This window comes from Rhodoferax bucti (assembly GCF_005876985.1).
In the GTDB taxonomy this organism is placed as follows: Bacteria; Pseudomonadota; Gammaproteobacteria; order Burkholderiales; family Burkholderiaceae_C; genus Allorhodoferax; species Allorhodoferax bucti.
Map to the genome: position 1 here is coordinate 384,410 of NZ_VAHD01000002.1, position 14,278 is coordinate 398,687.

The 14,278-nt window shown below is 63.5% G+C and carries 16 protein-coding genes; 8 read left to right on the forward strand and 8 right to left on the reverse strand.

Features of this window, described 5'->3' with window-relative positions; all coding sequences use genetic code 11:
- Nucleotides 1-20: 20 nt before the first annotated feature.
- The 3 genes from FDM28_RS08380 to FDM28_RS08390 are packed head-to-tail and all read right to left on the reverse strand — an operon-like array spanning nt 21 to nt 5,027.
- Nucleotides 21-3,200 (reverse strand): efflux RND transporter permease subunit, encoded by a 3,180-nt coding sequence (locus tag FDM28_RS08380; protein WP_138514702.1) that lies wholly within the window; start codon nt 3,198-3,200, stop codon nt 21-23.
- Nucleotides 3,200-4,333, reverse strand: coding sequence for an efflux RND transporter periplasmic adaptor subunit (locus FDM28_RS08385; protein ID WP_138514703.1), 1,134 nt, complete (start codon nt 4,331-4,333; stop codon nt 3,200-3,202). Before FDM28_RS08385 ends, FDM28_RS08380 begins: the two co-directional genes overlap by 1 nt.
- A 4-nt stretch (nt 4,334-4,337) precedes the next feature.
- Nucleotides 4,338-5,027, reverse strand: a complete 690-nt coding sequence (locus FDM28_RS08390; RefSeq protein WP_138514704.1) for a TetR/AcrR family transcriptional regulator — start codon at nt 5,025-5,027, stop codon at nt 4,338-4,340.
- 205 nt (nt 5,028-5,232) lie between these two features.
- Between FDM28_RS08390 and msrA the strand changes: the two genes are divergently transcribed.
- Complete coding sequence (gene msrA, locus FDM28_RS08395; RefSeq protein ID WP_138514705.1) at nt 5,233-5,775, forward strand: peptide-methionine (S)-S-oxide reductase MsrA; 543 nt, start codon at nt 5,233-5,235, stop codon at nt 5,773-5,775.
- Nucleotides 5,776-5,799: 24 nt separating this feature from the next.
- Here the strand turns inward: msrA and FDM28_RS08400 are convergent, their stop codons facing one another.
- The 4 genes from FDM28_RS08400 to FDM28_RS08415 form a co-directional block, all read right to left on the reverse strand.
- Nucleotides 5,800-5,994, reverse strand: a complete 195-nt coding sequence (locus FDM28_RS08400; protein ID WP_138514706.1) for a hypothetical protein — start codon at nt 5,992-5,994, stop codon at nt 5,800-5,802.
- Nucleotides 5,995-6,111: 117 nt separating this feature from the next.
- On the reverse strand, nt 6,112-7,059 hold the full coding sequence (locus FDM28_RS08405) for a metal ABC transporter substrate-binding protein (protein WP_138514707.1): 948 nt from the start codon (nt 7,057-7,059) through the stop codon (nt 6,112-6,114).
- Between the two features lie 40 nt (nt 7,060-7,099).
- Nucleotides 7,100-7,987, reverse strand: coding sequence for a metal ABC transporter permease (locus tag FDM28_RS08410; RefSeq protein ID WP_138514708.1), 888 nt, complete (start codon nt 7,985-7,987; stop codon nt 7,100-7,102).
- Nucleotides 7,984-8,745, reverse strand: coding sequence for a metal ABC transporter ATP-binding protein (locus FDM28_RS08415; RefSeq protein ID WP_138514709.1), 762 nt, complete (start codon nt 8,743-8,745; stop codon nt 7,984-7,986). Before FDM28_RS08415 ends, FDM28_RS08410 begins: the two co-directional genes overlap by 4 nt.
- 268 nt (nt 8,746-9,013) lie before the next feature.
- Here FDM28_RS08415 and FDM28_RS08420 point away from each other — a divergent pair, with 268 nt between their 5' ends.
- From FDM28_RS08420 to FDM28_RS08445, 6 genes are read left to right on the forward strand one after another with little or no spacing between them, the layout of a single operon-like run.
- Nucleotides 9,014-9,502 (forward strand): Fur family transcriptional regulator, encoded by a 489-nt coding sequence (locus FDM28_RS08420; protein ID WP_138514710.1) that lies wholly within the window; start codon nt 9,014-9,016, stop codon nt 9,500-9,502.
- Nucleotides 9,499-10,179 (forward strand): ATP-binding cassette domain-containing protein, encoded by a 681-nt coding sequence (locus FDM28_RS08425; protein WP_138514711.1) that lies wholly within the window; start codon nt 9,499-9,501, stop codon nt 10,177-10,179. The genes FDM28_RS08420 and FDM28_RS08425 overlap by 4 nt, the downstream gene beginning before the upstream one ends.
- A 4-nt stretch (nt 10,180-10,183) precedes the next feature.
- Nucleotides 10,184-11,386, forward strand: a complete 1,203-nt coding sequence (locus tag FDM28_RS08430) for an ABC transporter permease (RefSeq protein ID WP_138514712.1) — start codon at nt 10,184-10,186, stop codon at nt 11,384-11,386.
- Nucleotides 11,387-11,413: 27 nt separating this feature from the next.
- Nucleotides 11,414-11,656 (forward strand): hypothetical protein, encoded by a 243-nt coding sequence (locus FDM28_RS08435; protein WP_138514713.1) that lies wholly within the window; start codon nt 11,414-11,416, stop codon nt 11,654-11,656.
- A gap of 38 nt (nt 11,657-11,694) precedes the next feature.
- A complete protein-coding gene (locus tag FDM28_RS08440; protein WP_138514714.1) occupies nt 11,695-12,219 on the forward strand; it encodes a DUF3299 domain-containing protein in 525 nt (174 codons plus the stop codon).
- Nucleotides 12,220-12,240: 21 nt separating this feature from the next.
- Nucleotides 12,241-13,200 carry an AEC family transporter gene (locus FDM28_RS08445; protein WP_420853009.1) on the forward strand — a complete coding sequence of 320 codons (960 nt, stop codon included), beginning with the start codon at nt 12,241-12,243 and terminating at the stop codon, nt 13,198-13,200.
- A 27-nt stretch (nt 13,201-13,227) separates the two neighbouring features.
- On the opposite strand, the gene pdxH is transcribed toward FDM28_RS08445, so the two are convergent.
- Nucleotides 13,228-13,866, reverse strand: a complete 639-nt coding sequence (gene pdxH, locus FDM28_RS08450; protein WP_138514715.1) for a pyridoxamine 5'-phosphate oxidase — start codon at nt 13,864-13,866, stop codon at nt 13,228-13,230.
- Between the two features lie 115 nt (nt 13,867-13,981).
- On the opposite strand from pdxH, the gene FDM28_RS08455 reads away from it, so the two are divergent.
- Nucleotides 13,982-14,191, forward strand: coding sequence for a hypothetical protein (locus FDM28_RS08455; protein WP_138514716.1), 210 nt, complete (start codon nt 13,982-13,984; stop codon nt 14,189-14,191).
- Nucleotides 14,192-14,278 lie beyond the last annotated feature (87 nt).

The following is a 14,278-nucleotide window of genomic DNA, read 5'->3' on the forward strand; positions in this document are numbered from 1 at the left end:
TTTAAAGGGTGTGACAAATTTTACCGGCCGGTGGCGGCTGAGCCGGCCCACAAGCGCTTGGCCCAGGCGGCCAGATCATCCATATAGCAATACACCACGGGCACCACCACCAGGGTGAGCAGGGAGGAGGTGATGACGCCGCCAATCACCGCCTGGCCCATGGGGGCACGCATTTCGGAGCCTTCGGTCAAGGCAAAGGCCAGTGGCACCATGCCGAAGATCATGGCCAGCGTGGTCATGAGGATGGGGCGCAGGCGCACTTTGGCGGCCAGCAGCAAGGCTTCGGAGCGCCCTATGCCGGGGATGGTGCGGCCGTTCGCGTCCGTCTGGTCCTCCCGCGCGCGGATGGCAAAGTCCACCAGGAGGATGGCGTTTTTGGTGACCAAGCCCATCAGCATCACTACCCCGATGATGGAGAACATGGAGAGCGTGGAGTTGAACATCATCAGCGCCAGCACCACACCGATCAGCGTGAGCGGCAAGGCGGTCATAAGTGCCAGCGGTTGCAAAAAGCTCTTGAACTGGCTGGCCAGAATCATGTAGATAAACACAATGGCCAGCACCAGCGCCGAGATGGCGTAGCCAAAGGCTTCAGCCATGTCTTTGGTGGAGCCGCTGAATTTATAGCTGTAGCCCGGCGGCAGGCTGATGCTGTCCATCGCGGTCTTGATGTCGGCCGACACCTCGCCCGTCGAGCGGCCGGACACGTTGCCGCTGATGGAGACCTCGCGCGTGAGGTCGCGGCGGTTGATCTGATTGGGGCCGGTGGATTCGCGCACGTCGGCGACCTGGTTCAGGCGCACGATGCGGGCACTACCGTCCGCGTTGCTGCCCACGGTGAAGGGCAGGCGCTGCAGGTCGACGGCGGCGTTGCGGGCATCGGGCGCCAGGCGTACGTTGACGTCGTAGGTTTGATCATCCGGCGCGCGCCAGTTGCCCACGGTTTTGCCGGCAATCAAGGTGCGCAGGGCGCTGCCGATTTGCGCCACATTCAGACCGAGGTCAGAGGCCGCATCCCGCCGCACCTGCACGTCCAGCGTGGGTTTATTGGGTTTCATGCTGGAGTCCAGATCGACCAGGCCGGGAACATCGCGCACCTTCTCCAGGGCCAACACGGTCAAGCGCTCCAGCTCATGCGTGTCCGGCCCCTGGATGGAAAACAGAATCTGCTTTTGCCCGCCCACCGCGTCTAGAAGGCCTACGTGGGTCACCGTGATGCCCGCCACATTGCGCAAGCGCTGGCGCAGCTTGACCGACATCTGGTCCACGCTCAGGCTGCGGTCTTTGCGGTCTACCAGGCGGATGTAGATGTTGGCGTAAATTTTTCCCTGCGCATTGCCCGTGTTGATGGTGGTCAACGTGTAACGCACCTCGGGGAACTCACGGATGATGGCCTCCACCTGCCGGGCGCGGGCCTCGGTCACTTCGAGCGAGGAGCTGACTGGCGTGTTGAAGGTGAGCGAGGTTTCCGAGAAGTCGGACTTGGGCACGAACTCGGTGCCCAGAAGCGGCACCATCAAGATGCTGCCCACAAAAATGCCCACCGCAATCAGCACCGTGGCCAGCTTGTGCACCAGCGCCCAGCGCAGGATGCTTTGGTAGCCCTCGGCCAGGGCCTCGGTACCGCGGTCAAACAGGCCGGTGACGCGGCCTATGGTCTTGTCGTACCAGTCCACCGGGGCGTGATGTTTGCCATGGCTTTCAATGCTGGGGTCGTGCCAGACGCTGGAGAGCATGGGGTCCAGCGTGAAGCTCACAAACATCGAGATCAGCACTGCCGCCACGATGGTGATACCGAACTCGTGGAAGAACTTGCCGATGATGCCGCCCATGAAGCCGATGGGCAGGAACACGGCCACGATGGAGAGGGTGGTGGCCAGCACGGCCAGGCCGATTTCCTGCGTTCCGTCCAACGAGGCATTGAAGGCGTTTTTGCCCATCTGCACGTGGCGCACGATGTTTTCGCGGACCACGATGGCGTCGTCAATCAACAGGCCCACGCACAGCGACAGGGCCATCAGCGTGATCATGTTGATGGTGAAGCCGAAGGCATTCATGAACAAAAAGGTGCCGATCAGCGCAATCGGCAATGTGAGGCCGGTGATCACGGTGGACCGCCACGAGTTCAGGAACAGGAACACGATGAGCACGGTCAGCACCGCACCTTCAATCAGCGTACGCCGCACGTTGTCCACGGATACGCGGATCTGGCGGGAGCCGTCGGTAATCTGCTCCAGCCGCACGCCGGGTGGTAGTTGCTTTTGCATCTCTGCCAGCGTTTTGATCAGGCCGTCCACCACCATGATGGTGTTTTCGTCCTGCGACTTTTGCACATTCATCAGCAGGGTGCGCTGGCCATTGTAGAGGGCCAGGGTTTCGGCTTCCTGGGCGCCGTCCGCCACGCGGGCGACCTGGTCCAGGCGCACCGGCGTGCCGTTTTTGCGGGCCACGATGATGCTGCCGAAGTCCTCGGGCCGCAGCATGCGGGCTTGTACCTGAATCACGCGCTCCTGCTCGTTTGAGTGGATGGTGCCCAGGGGCAGGTCCTGGTTTTCGTTGGTGACCGCGGTGACCACTTGGTCGGGCGTGATGCCGAAAGATTCCAGCGCCTGCGGATTCAGGTAGAGGTTAATTTCCCGCTTGGTGCCCCCCACCAAGGTGACTGAGCCCACGCCGCGCACGTTTTCCAAGCGCTTTTTGAAGTTTTGCTCGGCCCAGTTGGTTAGCTCCACGGCGGTGAGTGCTTTCGCTCCGTTGGCGTTATCCGGCAGCACGGCCACTGACCACACGGCGCGCGAGGACGGGTCAAAGCGCAGCACGCGGGGTTCTTTCACCTCGGTACGTAAGTTGGGTTTGACGGCCGCCACCTTTTCGCGCACATCATCGGCCGCCTTGCGGCCATCGATGTGCAGGCCAAACTCGATCACCACCACGCTCTGGCCTTCGTAGCTGCGTGAGGTCAGGGCATTGATACCGGCAATCGAGTTGACGCCTTCCTCCACTTTTTTGGAGACTTCGCTCTCCACAATCTCGGGCGATGCGCCGGGGTAGTCGGTAATCACCACCACCACCGGGAAGTCGATATTCGGGAACTGGTCGACCTGCAGCCGCTGCAGCGAAAACAGGCCCAGTACCACCAGGGCCAGCATGACCATGGTGGCAAACACCGGGTTCTGGAGGCTAACGCGGGTGAACCACATCAGCGGCTGCCTGCTATGGTTTTGATAGCGGTTCCCGCACGCAGGGCGCCCACTGCACCCGCTAACACGGGGGTGCCCTCGGGTATGCCTTTGACGGCCACCACGGCCACGCCGTCTGCCTCACCGCGCTCGCCCAGCTCCACTGTCTGGTGGGCGACCTTGTTGTCCTGCACCCACTGCACATAGGGCTGTGGTTTGTCGGTGCGGATGGCGCTCACCGGCAAAGCCAATGTGCGGCTGACACCCACCGCCAGTGCGCCTTGGGCGAACAGGCCTTGGCGCAGGCCTTCGGGCTTTTCCAGGCTCAAATACACCAGCACGGAGCGGCTGCCAGCCACCGCGCTGGGGTTGATGCGGGCCACGCGGGCTTGCAGGCGCTGGGCAGAGCCTTCTACCGTCAGTTGCGCAGTTTGTCCGGGTTTGACACCCAGCGAATCGGCAGCGGCCAGGTTGGCTTCCACTTCCAGGCGGCTCAGGTCCACGATTTCCAGCACGCGCGCATCAATCGCCACGCGTTCGCCGGGCTGGGTCAGGCGCTGTGCGACCTGGCCTGAGATGGGGGCGCGCAGCACGGTGTCTTCCAGTGATTTGGCCGCCACATCCACACCTGCCATCGCAGCGCGGTAGGAGGCCTCGGCCGCTGCAAGGCTGGCGCTGGAAGATTCGAGTGCGGTTTGCGAAATAAAGCCCTGGTCGACCAGCTTGCGGTTGTTCTCAAAGCTGCGGCGGGCAATGTCCACCTGCGCTTTGGCTGACTCGGCTTGCTGTTGTGCCTGGCGGGTGCGGGCCTGGTACTCGGTAGAGTCCACCCGAGCCAGCACCTGACCGGCTTTGACCATATCGCCCTCGCGCACAGTCAGACCTTGAAGCTCACCCGAGACGCGGGCTTTGACAAATGCGGAGTTCACCGCCTTGATGGGGCCGGACACGGGCAGGGTGCGGCTCAGGTCCAAGGTGCGGGCCGTCACCACGTCACTGGCAGCCAGCTCCAGGCTGACCGGCACTTTGAGGGCTGCCTGTTGGCTTTCCAGGGCTTCTCTTTTGGCTTTGTTGGAGTTCACCAGCCGCAGGCCTACGCCCGCAAGTACCGCTACGCTGATGGCGACCGAAGTCCATTTGATCCAGGGTTTCATACGCTCACGCAGAAGGTGCTCCGGCTGCTAGTGGCCGCACCGTGAGGCCCAGCAGCAGGTTATCGATATGGGTGTTGATGTAGGCGACGGGGTCCAACGGGGCATCGGCCGCTACGCAGTGGCCGATGGAGTGGCGCCACAGGGCCAGAAACATCATGGGTGCCAGCAGCAGGTAAACGCCGTACTCGACATCCAGCGTGCGGAACTCGCCGGAGTCCACGCCCCGCTGCAAGATGCGGCGGATCAAGTCGTTGCCGGGTTTGACGACTTCTTCTTGGTAAAAGGCGGCAAGTTCCGGAAAATTGCCGGCTTCGCTCATCATCAGCTTGGAAATGCCGGATGCCTTGGTGGCGCCCACGCGCTCCCACCAGGCGGTCATGCAGTAGCGCAGCAGGTCGGCACTGCTGCCTTCGAAGTTTTCCAGCTCAATGCTCCACTCGGAGAAGCGGCCCGAAATGTTTTCACGCACCACCGCCTTGAAGAGCTCTTCCTTGCTTGCAAAGTAGAGAAACAGCGTGCCTTTGGAGACGCCTGCGCGCTTGGCGACTTCTTCGGCCCGGGTGGCGGCGAAGCCTTTTTCCACAAACAACTCGAGGGCAGCTTCCAGCAACTCGCCGTGCCGCGCGTCTTTGCGCCGCGCATGTTTGGCGCGGGCGTTGGCTGCAAGGTCACACAGAGAGGGCAGGGTAGGCATAAATTACTGACTGGTTGGTTATTAATGTACCGGTGCCACCGGGCAGTGTCAATGCGGGCGGTTTCATTTCCGGGGTGAGCACGGCAAAGTTGTGCAAAGTTCGGGTCATTCGGCTGGTGTGTCTGTCATCACCATGGGCTTCCGTAAGATGCAGCCTCCTTGCACGACATTGCTTTCACGATTCACTTCATTTCAGGAGCACTTTATGAGCCAGACCCTTCAAACTATCACCTTGGGTGGCGGTTGCTTTTGGTGCACCGAGAGTGTGTATGTGGAGGTGCAGGGTGTGGTGGATGTGGAGTCCGGCTACAGCAATGGCCATCTGCCCCAGCCCAGTTATGAGGCCGTGTGCACCGACACCACGGGGCACAACGAGGTGGTGAAGCTGGTGTACGACCCGGCGGTGGTGAGTACCCGCGAGTTGTTGGAGATTTTCTTTGTGATCCACGACCCCACCACCCTGAACCGCCAGGGCAATGACACCGGTACCCAGTACCGCAGCGGCATTTATTACTCCACCCCGGAGCAAGAGGCCGAGGCGCGCGCCATCATCGCCGAGCTCACGACCAGCGGCCACTACAGCCGCCCCGTCGTGACCGAGGTGCTGCCCTTGCACAACTACTGGCCGGCCGAGGACTACCACCAGGATTTTTTTGCCCGCAACCCCACGCAGGGTTACTGCGTGGCCGTGGCTGCGCCCAAGGTGGCCAAGTTCCGCAAGACGTTTGCGCGCTTGCAGAAAGCGTGACGCTGCGGCGTTGGTTTGGTCAGATCAGCGGTTACTGCGGATGGGCGAGTCGTGCACGATGCCCCAGTCTGCCTTGGGTTTGAGCGGTGGCGTCATGCTTTCGCCGCCGTAGTTGGCGGCGTACCACAGGAGCAGCCACACCAGTCCGGCAATGGCGGCGGCGCCCAGCGCCAATTTGAGAATGGTGAGCCAAAGTTTGGGTTCTTTATCGCTGGCCATGGGAACTAACTGTGGAATCCGTGCAGAGTGAGCTAAACGGTAAATTGCATACAAAAGTGGCTGCAGCGCCCATTGAATGTGCGCGAGCAGCTCCTGAATGTATAGCAAAAAAAGCCTTCAGTTCAACTTCATGCCCGCCACCAGATGTGTGACGTTGTGGCGCATCAGTTGCAGGTAGGTGGCGCCCGGCTGGTCGGGGGCGGACAGGGCATCGGCGTACAGGCTGGCACCTAAAGGGGCGCCGGCGTCTTTGCTGAGCTGGGCAATGAGCTGGGGGTTGCTCATGTTTTCCAGAAACACGGCCCCGATCTTTTCACGCTGTATCTGCTGGATGAGCTTGGCCACCTGTTTGGCGCTGGGTTCGACTTCGGTGTTGATGCCTTGCGGCGCGAGGAAGGTGATGTCGTAGCGCGCAGCGAGGTAGCCAAAGGCATCGTGCGAGGTAATCACTTTGCGTTGCCCGCCGGGAATGGCAAATATTTGGGCGGCCGCCCAGGCGTCCAGTGCTTGCAGCTCCTTGATGTAGGCATTGGCATTGGCTTGGTAGCTTGCCGCGTTGGCCGGGTCTGCTTTGCCCAGGCCGGCTGCAATGTTGCGCACGTAGAGCATTACGTTGTTGGGGTTTTGCCAGGCGTGCGGATCGGGCTCCTGGCCGTGTGCATGCGCGTGGCCGGAGCCGGCGCGCAGAAAGCGCGCTTCCACCCCTTTGGCGGCAACCACCGTCTCGCCCCGGTAACCCGTGGACTTGAGCAGCTTGCCGGCCCAGGGCTCAAAGCCCAGCCCGTTCATGACTAGCAGTTTGGAGGCCAGCAGGGCTTTGGCGTCGCCCGGTTTGGGTTCAAACACATGGGCATCCTGGTCGGCCCCTACCAGGGTGGTAACGCTGACTTTGTCACCCCCCACCACCCGCACCAGGTCGCCCAAGATGCTGAAGGTGGCCGTCACCGGCAATTTGTCGGCAGCGCGGGCAGCCGGGCTCCACAAAGTCAGTGCCACGGTGCTGGCGAGAAACAGGCGGCGCGGGATGGCAGCGAGGGACGAGGGGCGAAACACGTGCAGGGTCATGGTGAAGGTACTCAAGAGAAAAAGAAGGGTGAAAACGGCCTCAGGCCGGGCGCAGCAGGCCGGCGCGCCAGCGGGGCAGGCACCCGCCGGGTGCGATCAGCAGCGAGATGGCGTACAGCGCCCCTGCGCAGCCGATGATGGTGGGGCCCGAGGGCGTGTCGAGGTGGTAGGACAGCAGCAAGCCGGCCCCACCGGCCAGTGCGGCCTGCGCGCTGGCGTTGAGCAGTTGGGCGGGCAGGGTGACGTGCCAAAGGCGGGCGCTTACGGCGGGCAGCATCATCAGCCCCACGGCCATGAGCGTACCCAGGGTCTGAAAACCCGCCACCAGGTTGAGCACCACCAGCATCAAAAAGCCTTGCTGCCACAGCCAGGGCGGCACCCCGGTGCGGTGGGCGCTCAAAAACACGGGGTCGAAGGTCTCCAGCACCAGCCCGCGGTACATCAGCGCCAGCGCCACCAGGCTGGCGGAGGCCACACCGGCCACCAGCAGCAAGCCGCTAGCATCCACCCCCAGGGCGCTACCGAACAGGATGTGCAGCACATCCAGCTGCGTGCCGTTGCGGGCGATCAGCGTGACCCCCAGCGCCAGCGCCACCAGGTAGAGAGCGGCCAGGCTGGCGTCTTCTTGCAAAGGCGTGAAACGGCTGACCGCACCGGCCAGCCCGGCCACCACCAGGCCGGCCACCACGCCGCCTGCTGCCATGGCCGTGAGCGACAGCCCTCCCACCATGAAACCGATGGCCACGCCCGGCAAGATCGCGTGGCTAAGTGCATCGCCCAGCAGGCTCATGCGCCGCAGCGTCAAAAAAACTCCCAGCGGTGCAGAGCTCAGTGAGAGCGCCAGCGTGGCCACCAGCGCCCGGCGCATGAAGGCGAATTCGGCAAAGGGTGTGAACACGGCGTCTGCCACCAGTGCGAGCGTGCTCATGCGGGCAAGGCCTCGTGGGCTGGGGCGTCGGCTTCCGCATGGGTGCGGGCAAGCACTGCACGGGCGCGCTGCAGGTGTGCGTCCGTCAGCACCTCGGCAGTGGGGCCCCAGGCAATGCACTCGCGCGCCAGCAGCAGGGTGTGGGGGAAGTGCTCACGCACTTGCGCGTCATCGTGCACAGCGGCAATCACCGTGCGGCCTTGCCGGTGCCAGTGCTGCACCAGGGTGAGCAGGGCGGTGGTGGTGGCGCTGTCTACCGCGTTGAAGGGTTCGTCCAGCAGGATGATGTCGGCGTCTTGCACTGCCAGGCGGGCAAACAACACACGCTGGAGTTGGCCGCTGGAGAGGGTGTTGATCGTCCGGCGCTCCAGGCCGTGCAGCCCCACGGCTTCCAGTGCGGCGTGCACGCGTGCCAGCATGGGCGCAGTGGTGCAGCCCCACGCGCCGGATTGCGCCCAGAGGCCCAGGAGCACGCAGTCGCGCACCTCGAGCGGAAAGCTGCGGTCCAACTCGCTGTGCTGCGGCAAATAGGCCAAGCGCAGGCCCGCCGCGCGGGTAATGCGCGAGGGGCGCTGCGGCGCCACCAGGCCGGCCAGGCTTTTGAGCAAGGTGCTTTTGCCCGCGCCGTTGGGCCCGATGACGGCGGTGAGCGAGCCCTTGTCAAAGTGACCACTCACCTGTTGCAGCGCGCGGTGCTGCCGGTAGTGCACCGTGAGTTGCTGCAGGGCCAAGGCGGGAGGCGATGCGGGTGCCGTCATAAAGGCGCCGCCTCGAGGCTGGCCCACCACACGCCCATCCACAAGAGGGCCAAGACGGGCAGGATCAGGGCCACTCTGCGCCACGCGGGCAGTGCGAGCCAACTGACCTGTTTGTAAAGTTCGGGGGTGGGGGAGCGACTTGTCACAAAGCGACCTCATAATGCAACTAAATTGCGATATAGTCTAACGCAACTTGGTTGCATTTATGTATTTAATGCAACTGAATTGCATTTATTGGGATGCTGCCATGGCCTCTGCCTCGCCACTTATGCCTTCTCCGCCTCCTGTGTTGAAGGGTGACGACCCGATTGACGCCCTGTTGTCTGCCCACGGCCTGCGCCGCACAGCGGCTGCGCGCCGCGTGCTGGGCTGGCTGCTGGCCCACCCGGACACCAGCTACACCCACGCCCAGTTGCAAGATGCCTTGGCCGGTAACGATGCCGAGCCGCTGGACCGGGTGACGCTGTACCGCCTGATCGACCGCCTGACCCAGGTCGGCCTGCTGCTCTGCCGGGTGGACAGCCAGCGCGTGCGCCGCTACCAGGCCATGCCGGCCAGCGTGCACGCCACCCCCCACTTTGAGTGCCAGACCTGCCACCGCGACAGCCCGCTGGCGGGCGCATTGGCCGCAGTGGACCTGGAAAAAGCCGCCCAAACCGCCATCGAATCGCTGCGCGCCCTGGGTTACCAGGACATGCACCTCGACTTCGCGGTGCGCGGTGTGTGTGCAGATTGCGCTGCCGGACCCGCCGCATGATCCGCAGCCGTGGCTTGGCCTACCGCTACCCCGGGGCAGGTGCGGCACTGACGTTTCCGGATGTGACGGTGCCCCCCGGCGCGGTGCTGCTGCTCAGCGGCCCGTCCGGTTGCGGCAAATCCACCTGGCTGGCCTTGTTGGCCGCCCTCGTGGCGCCTTCTGAAGGGGTGCTGGAAGTGGCCGGCCTGCCGCTGCACGCGCTGCACAACGTGGCGGCGGACGCTTGGCGGGCCAAGGCCATTGGCTTTTTGCCGCAAAAGCTGCATCTGAGCAGCGCGCTCACGGTGCAGCAAAACCTGGCCATGGCCCAGTGGGCGGCCGGCCAGCCGGAAGATGCCGCGGCCATCACCCGCGCGCTGGGTGCGCTGGGCGTGGCAGAGCTGGCGGGCCGCAAGCCCGAGCAGCTCTCGGGTGGGCAGGCGCAGCGCGTGGCCCTGGCGCGGGCGGTGTTGTTGCAGCCCCGCGTGCTGCTGGCCGACGAGCCCACTGCCAGCCTGGACGATGCCGCCGCCGCCGATGCCATCGGTCTGCTGCTGGCCACCGCCCTGGCCCACCAAGCCGTGCTGGTGATTGCCACCCACGACGCCCGGGTGGCCGGGCTGATACCGCCATTGGATGATGGTCAAATCGGCTTCCAGCGCTTGTCCCTTGTGCGCGAGCAGCTATCAAAAGCATAGTGCCATGAAAACACTTTTTTTCGCATGGCGCTACCTGTGGTCCCGGCCCTTGGGAGCTGCGCTCAATCTGCTGCTGCTCAGTCTGGGGCTGGCCTCCATGACTTTTTTGTTGCTGGTGGGGGCGCAACTCAGCAAGGCGTTTGACCGCGATCTGGCCGGCATCGACCTCGTGGTGGGTGCCAAGGGCAGCCCCATGCAGCTGATTTTGTCGGGCGTGTTGCATATTGATGTGCCGCCGGGCAATGTGCCGCTCAAAGCGGTGCAAGAGCTGGCCCGGCACCCGCTGGTGGCGCAGGTCATTCCCATCAGCCTGGGGGACAACCTGGCGGGTTATCGCATTGTGGGCACCACCTCGGCCTACCCAGCGCATTACGGCGCGCAGCTCGCCCAAGGCGCACTGTGGACGCAGCCCATGCAAGCAGTGCTGGGTGCGGCGGTGGCCAAGAGTCTGGGGCTGCAGGTCGGGCAGACCTTTATCGGCTCCCACGGGCTGGGCGGCGGGGGGCACGCCCACGGCGACAACGCCTACACGGTGGTCGGCATTCTGGCGCCCGGCGGCAGTGTGCTCGACCGCCTGATCCTCACCGATACGGCGTCGGTTTGGAAAGTGCACGAAGACGCCACCGCCCTGGACGACGACGACCGCCAGGTCATGGAGGAGGAGCGCGAAGTCACCATGGCGCTGGTTCTGTACAAAACGCCCATGGCTGCCGTGAGCCTGCCCCGTTATGTGAATACCAGCACCGAGATGCAGGCGGCCGCCCCTGCGCTGGAGATCAGCCGCCTGCTCAGCATGCTGGGGCTGGGCACCGATGTGCTGCGTGCCTTTGCAGCGGTGCTACTGCTCACGGCGGGCCTGAGCGTGTTCATTGCCCTGTGGAGCGCGGTGCGCGAGCGGCGCAGCGACCTCGCGCTGTTGCGCATGCTGGGCGCCTCGCCCGCCAAGGTGGCCACACTGCTCTTGAGCGAAGCCCTGTGGCTGGGGCTGCTGGCCTCGGTGCTCGGTGTGGCTTTGGGGCAGGGTTTTGCTGCTGCGCTGGCCCGGTTTTTGAGCCTGGACCACTCCCTGCTGCTGGGCGGCATGGTCTGGCCCGCCGCCCTGTGGGGGGTGCCGGCCTTGGCGCTGGTGGTGTCGTTGGCATCTGCCGTGTTGCCCACGGTGGCGGCCTACCGGGTGAGCGTGTTGCGCTTGCTGCAGAGTCGTTGATTTTGTCGTTACCTGTATGGAGTTTTTATGAAAAAAAGCCTTCTGGCCCTTGTATTGCTTGCGCAAGCAGCTATGTTTTCTGTAGCAGCAGAGTCTGACAAGGAAACCCGGGAAGACGTGGCCAAACACCGCGCCATGGCCGCCGCCCACGAAGCCGCTGCCAAATGCCGCGAAGCCGGCAAGGGCGAAGACGTGTGCAACAAAGAGCTGCAAGCCGCCTGCAAGGGGCTGGCCATCGGCAAATTCTGCGGCATGAAGCATGAGCATTGAGGCCGCACTAAACTGTGGCTCTCGTCCGGAGGTCTTGTATGCGTGCTGAATATGTCCCTGTCCGTCGTGCATTGCTGGGCGTCGCCCTGGCTGCGGCGCTGGTGCCCGCCATGGCCCAGCTCAGCTCCCCCATGCCCGGTGTGCCGGCAGGCACCGGGGCCGGGGTGCACAGCCCCAACAGCCCCTTTGCTCCCCTCAAAGAACGGGCGGATGTGCTGCCCTGGTCGGTACTGACGGCGGTGAAAACCAAAACGGAGAAGAACCGGCTGCTTCCCGTGTTCCCCTCGGACGTGCAGGCTCTGAACAAAAAAGTGCAGCGCATCCAAGGCTTCATGATGCCGCTGGAGCCGGGTGAAAAGCAAAAGCATTTCCTTATCAGCTCCGTGCCGCTGACCTGTTCATTCTGCGTGCCAGGCGGCCCCGAGAGCATGGTGGAGGTGAAAACCAAAACCCCAGTCAAATACTCCATGGAAGTGGTGGTGGTGGAGGGGCAGTTCGCCGTCCTCAACGACGACCCTTATGGCTTGTACTACCGCATCACTGACGGCGTGGCTGTCAAATAACTCCCAACGCTCTATCGTCGTATGCCTTTGGACCATCCGGTCGTATCGTCCCTGCTGCCGGTGGTTTTGCTGATTCTGGTCGGTGTCATCACCGGCAAGATGAGGCTCATTCGCCAGGAGGCGGTGCGCGATCTCTCCAACCTCGTGTTTCTGGTGCTGACCCAGGCGCTGCTGTTTCGCACCATGAGCAGCGTGCATGTGCAGGACTTGGACTTTGCGCCCGTGTCGCTGTACTTTGCGGTGGCGGCCGGTCTGTTCACCGCCATGTTGCTGCTGCAGGGCGCGAGCAGCAAGGCGGCGGTGATTGCGTTGTCCGGCACCTTCAGCAACACGGTGATGATCGGCATTCCGCTGGTGGGCTTGGCCTATGGCAAAGATGCGCTGGTGCTGCTTTTCACCTTGATTTCGCTGCACGCCTTGGTGCTGCTGACCTTTGCCACGGTAGTGCTGGAGTTGCTGAGTGCGCGTGAGCAGAGTGCCCAGCACGATGGCCCGCCACGCCATCCGCTGAAATCGGTAGGGCTGGCGGTGCGCAATGCAGTGGTGCACCCGGTGCCCATGCCCATCATTGCCGGCTTGCTCTATGCGCAGACGGGTTGGGGCCTGCCGGACGTGGTGGACCGGCCGCTGCAACTGCTGGGCAATGCCTTCGGCCCGGTGGCCTTGGTGCTGGTGGGGGTGACCTTGTCGGGCGCCGCCATAGGCCGCAATTTGAAAGGGGCGCTCGCGATTTCGGGGGTGAAAACCTTGCTGCATCCTGCACTCATGGCACTCGCAGGCTATCTGGCGGGCCTGCGGGGCATGTCGCTCACGGTGCTGGTGGTGGCCGCTTCGTTGCCCATTGGGGCCAATGTGTTTCTATTCTCCCAGCGCTACCAGAAGGCGGAGGACCTGGTGACTGCCAGCGTAGCCGTATCCACCGTGGTGGCCCTGCTTACCGTCACACTCACCATGACTCTGGTGCCGCTGATCGCGGGCTGACGCAGACTCGCCGCTCCGGCGCCAGATTCAGGGGGCCAGGCGTTCGCGCAGCCACTGCCCGTCTGTACCCAGGCTGTAACGCAGCCGGTCATGCAAGCGGCTTTTGCGCCCTTGCCAGAACTGCCAGTTGTCCGGTTTCAGCCGGTAACCCCCCCAGTGGGGCGGGCGGGGCGGCTGCAACAAAAACTGGGCGGCGTACTTGGCCGCATTGGTGACCAGCACGGTGCGCCCCGGAATCACTTCGCTTTGCGGGGAGGCCCAGGCGCCAATGCGCGAGTCCAGCGGCCGGCTGTGGAAGTAGGCATCGCTTTCTTCATCACTCACTTTTTCGACCACGCCTTCAATGCGCACCACGCGCTCCAGCTCTACCCAATGAAACTGCAGCGCGGCGTAGGGGTTGCCGGCCAGTTCCTTGCCTTTGCGGCTTTCATAGTTGGTGTACCAGACGATGCCCTGCTCGTCATACCCTTTAATGAGTACCACGCGCGTGCTGGGGCGCAGGTCGCTGCCCACGGTGGCCAAGGTCATGGCATTGGGTTCGGGCACCTCGCCCTGAATGGCTTCTTTCAACCAGCGGTCAAATTGCTGGAGCGGGTCGGGGTGCGATGCCTGCTCGTCGAGTTCGGCACGTTCGTAGCTTTTGCGGAGGTCGGCAATGGATGTCATGCCTGCAGTATAGGAAGTGCAGGCTTCCTGTGGCTTGCGCTGGGTCATGTGCAAGGGGGCGCCTGCGGCAAGCACCTACAATCATGGGTTGCTTTTTTCAACCGGAGTGTTTTGCATGTCTGCCCAGGAAAATAACGACCAAACCGTGGTCACTGTCGTCGTCGCTTTCATCATCGTCGCCATTCTGGCCGGCGTGATCGGCTTTGCGGTTCACAAGTCCCGCGCCAAGCCTGTGGCAGCCCCCGTGTCCGTGGCAGCCCCCGTGGCAGAGCCTGCAGATGCCGCCGCATCTGCCCCTGCAGCGCCTGCTTCCGCCGCGCAGTAAGCCTCTCTTTGCGCTGGCACAGCGCTTCTGTGCCGGCCGCGTCTCCTTGGCCGCCAGCGTTCTGCTGGCGCGCTGTTTCCCCTTCGC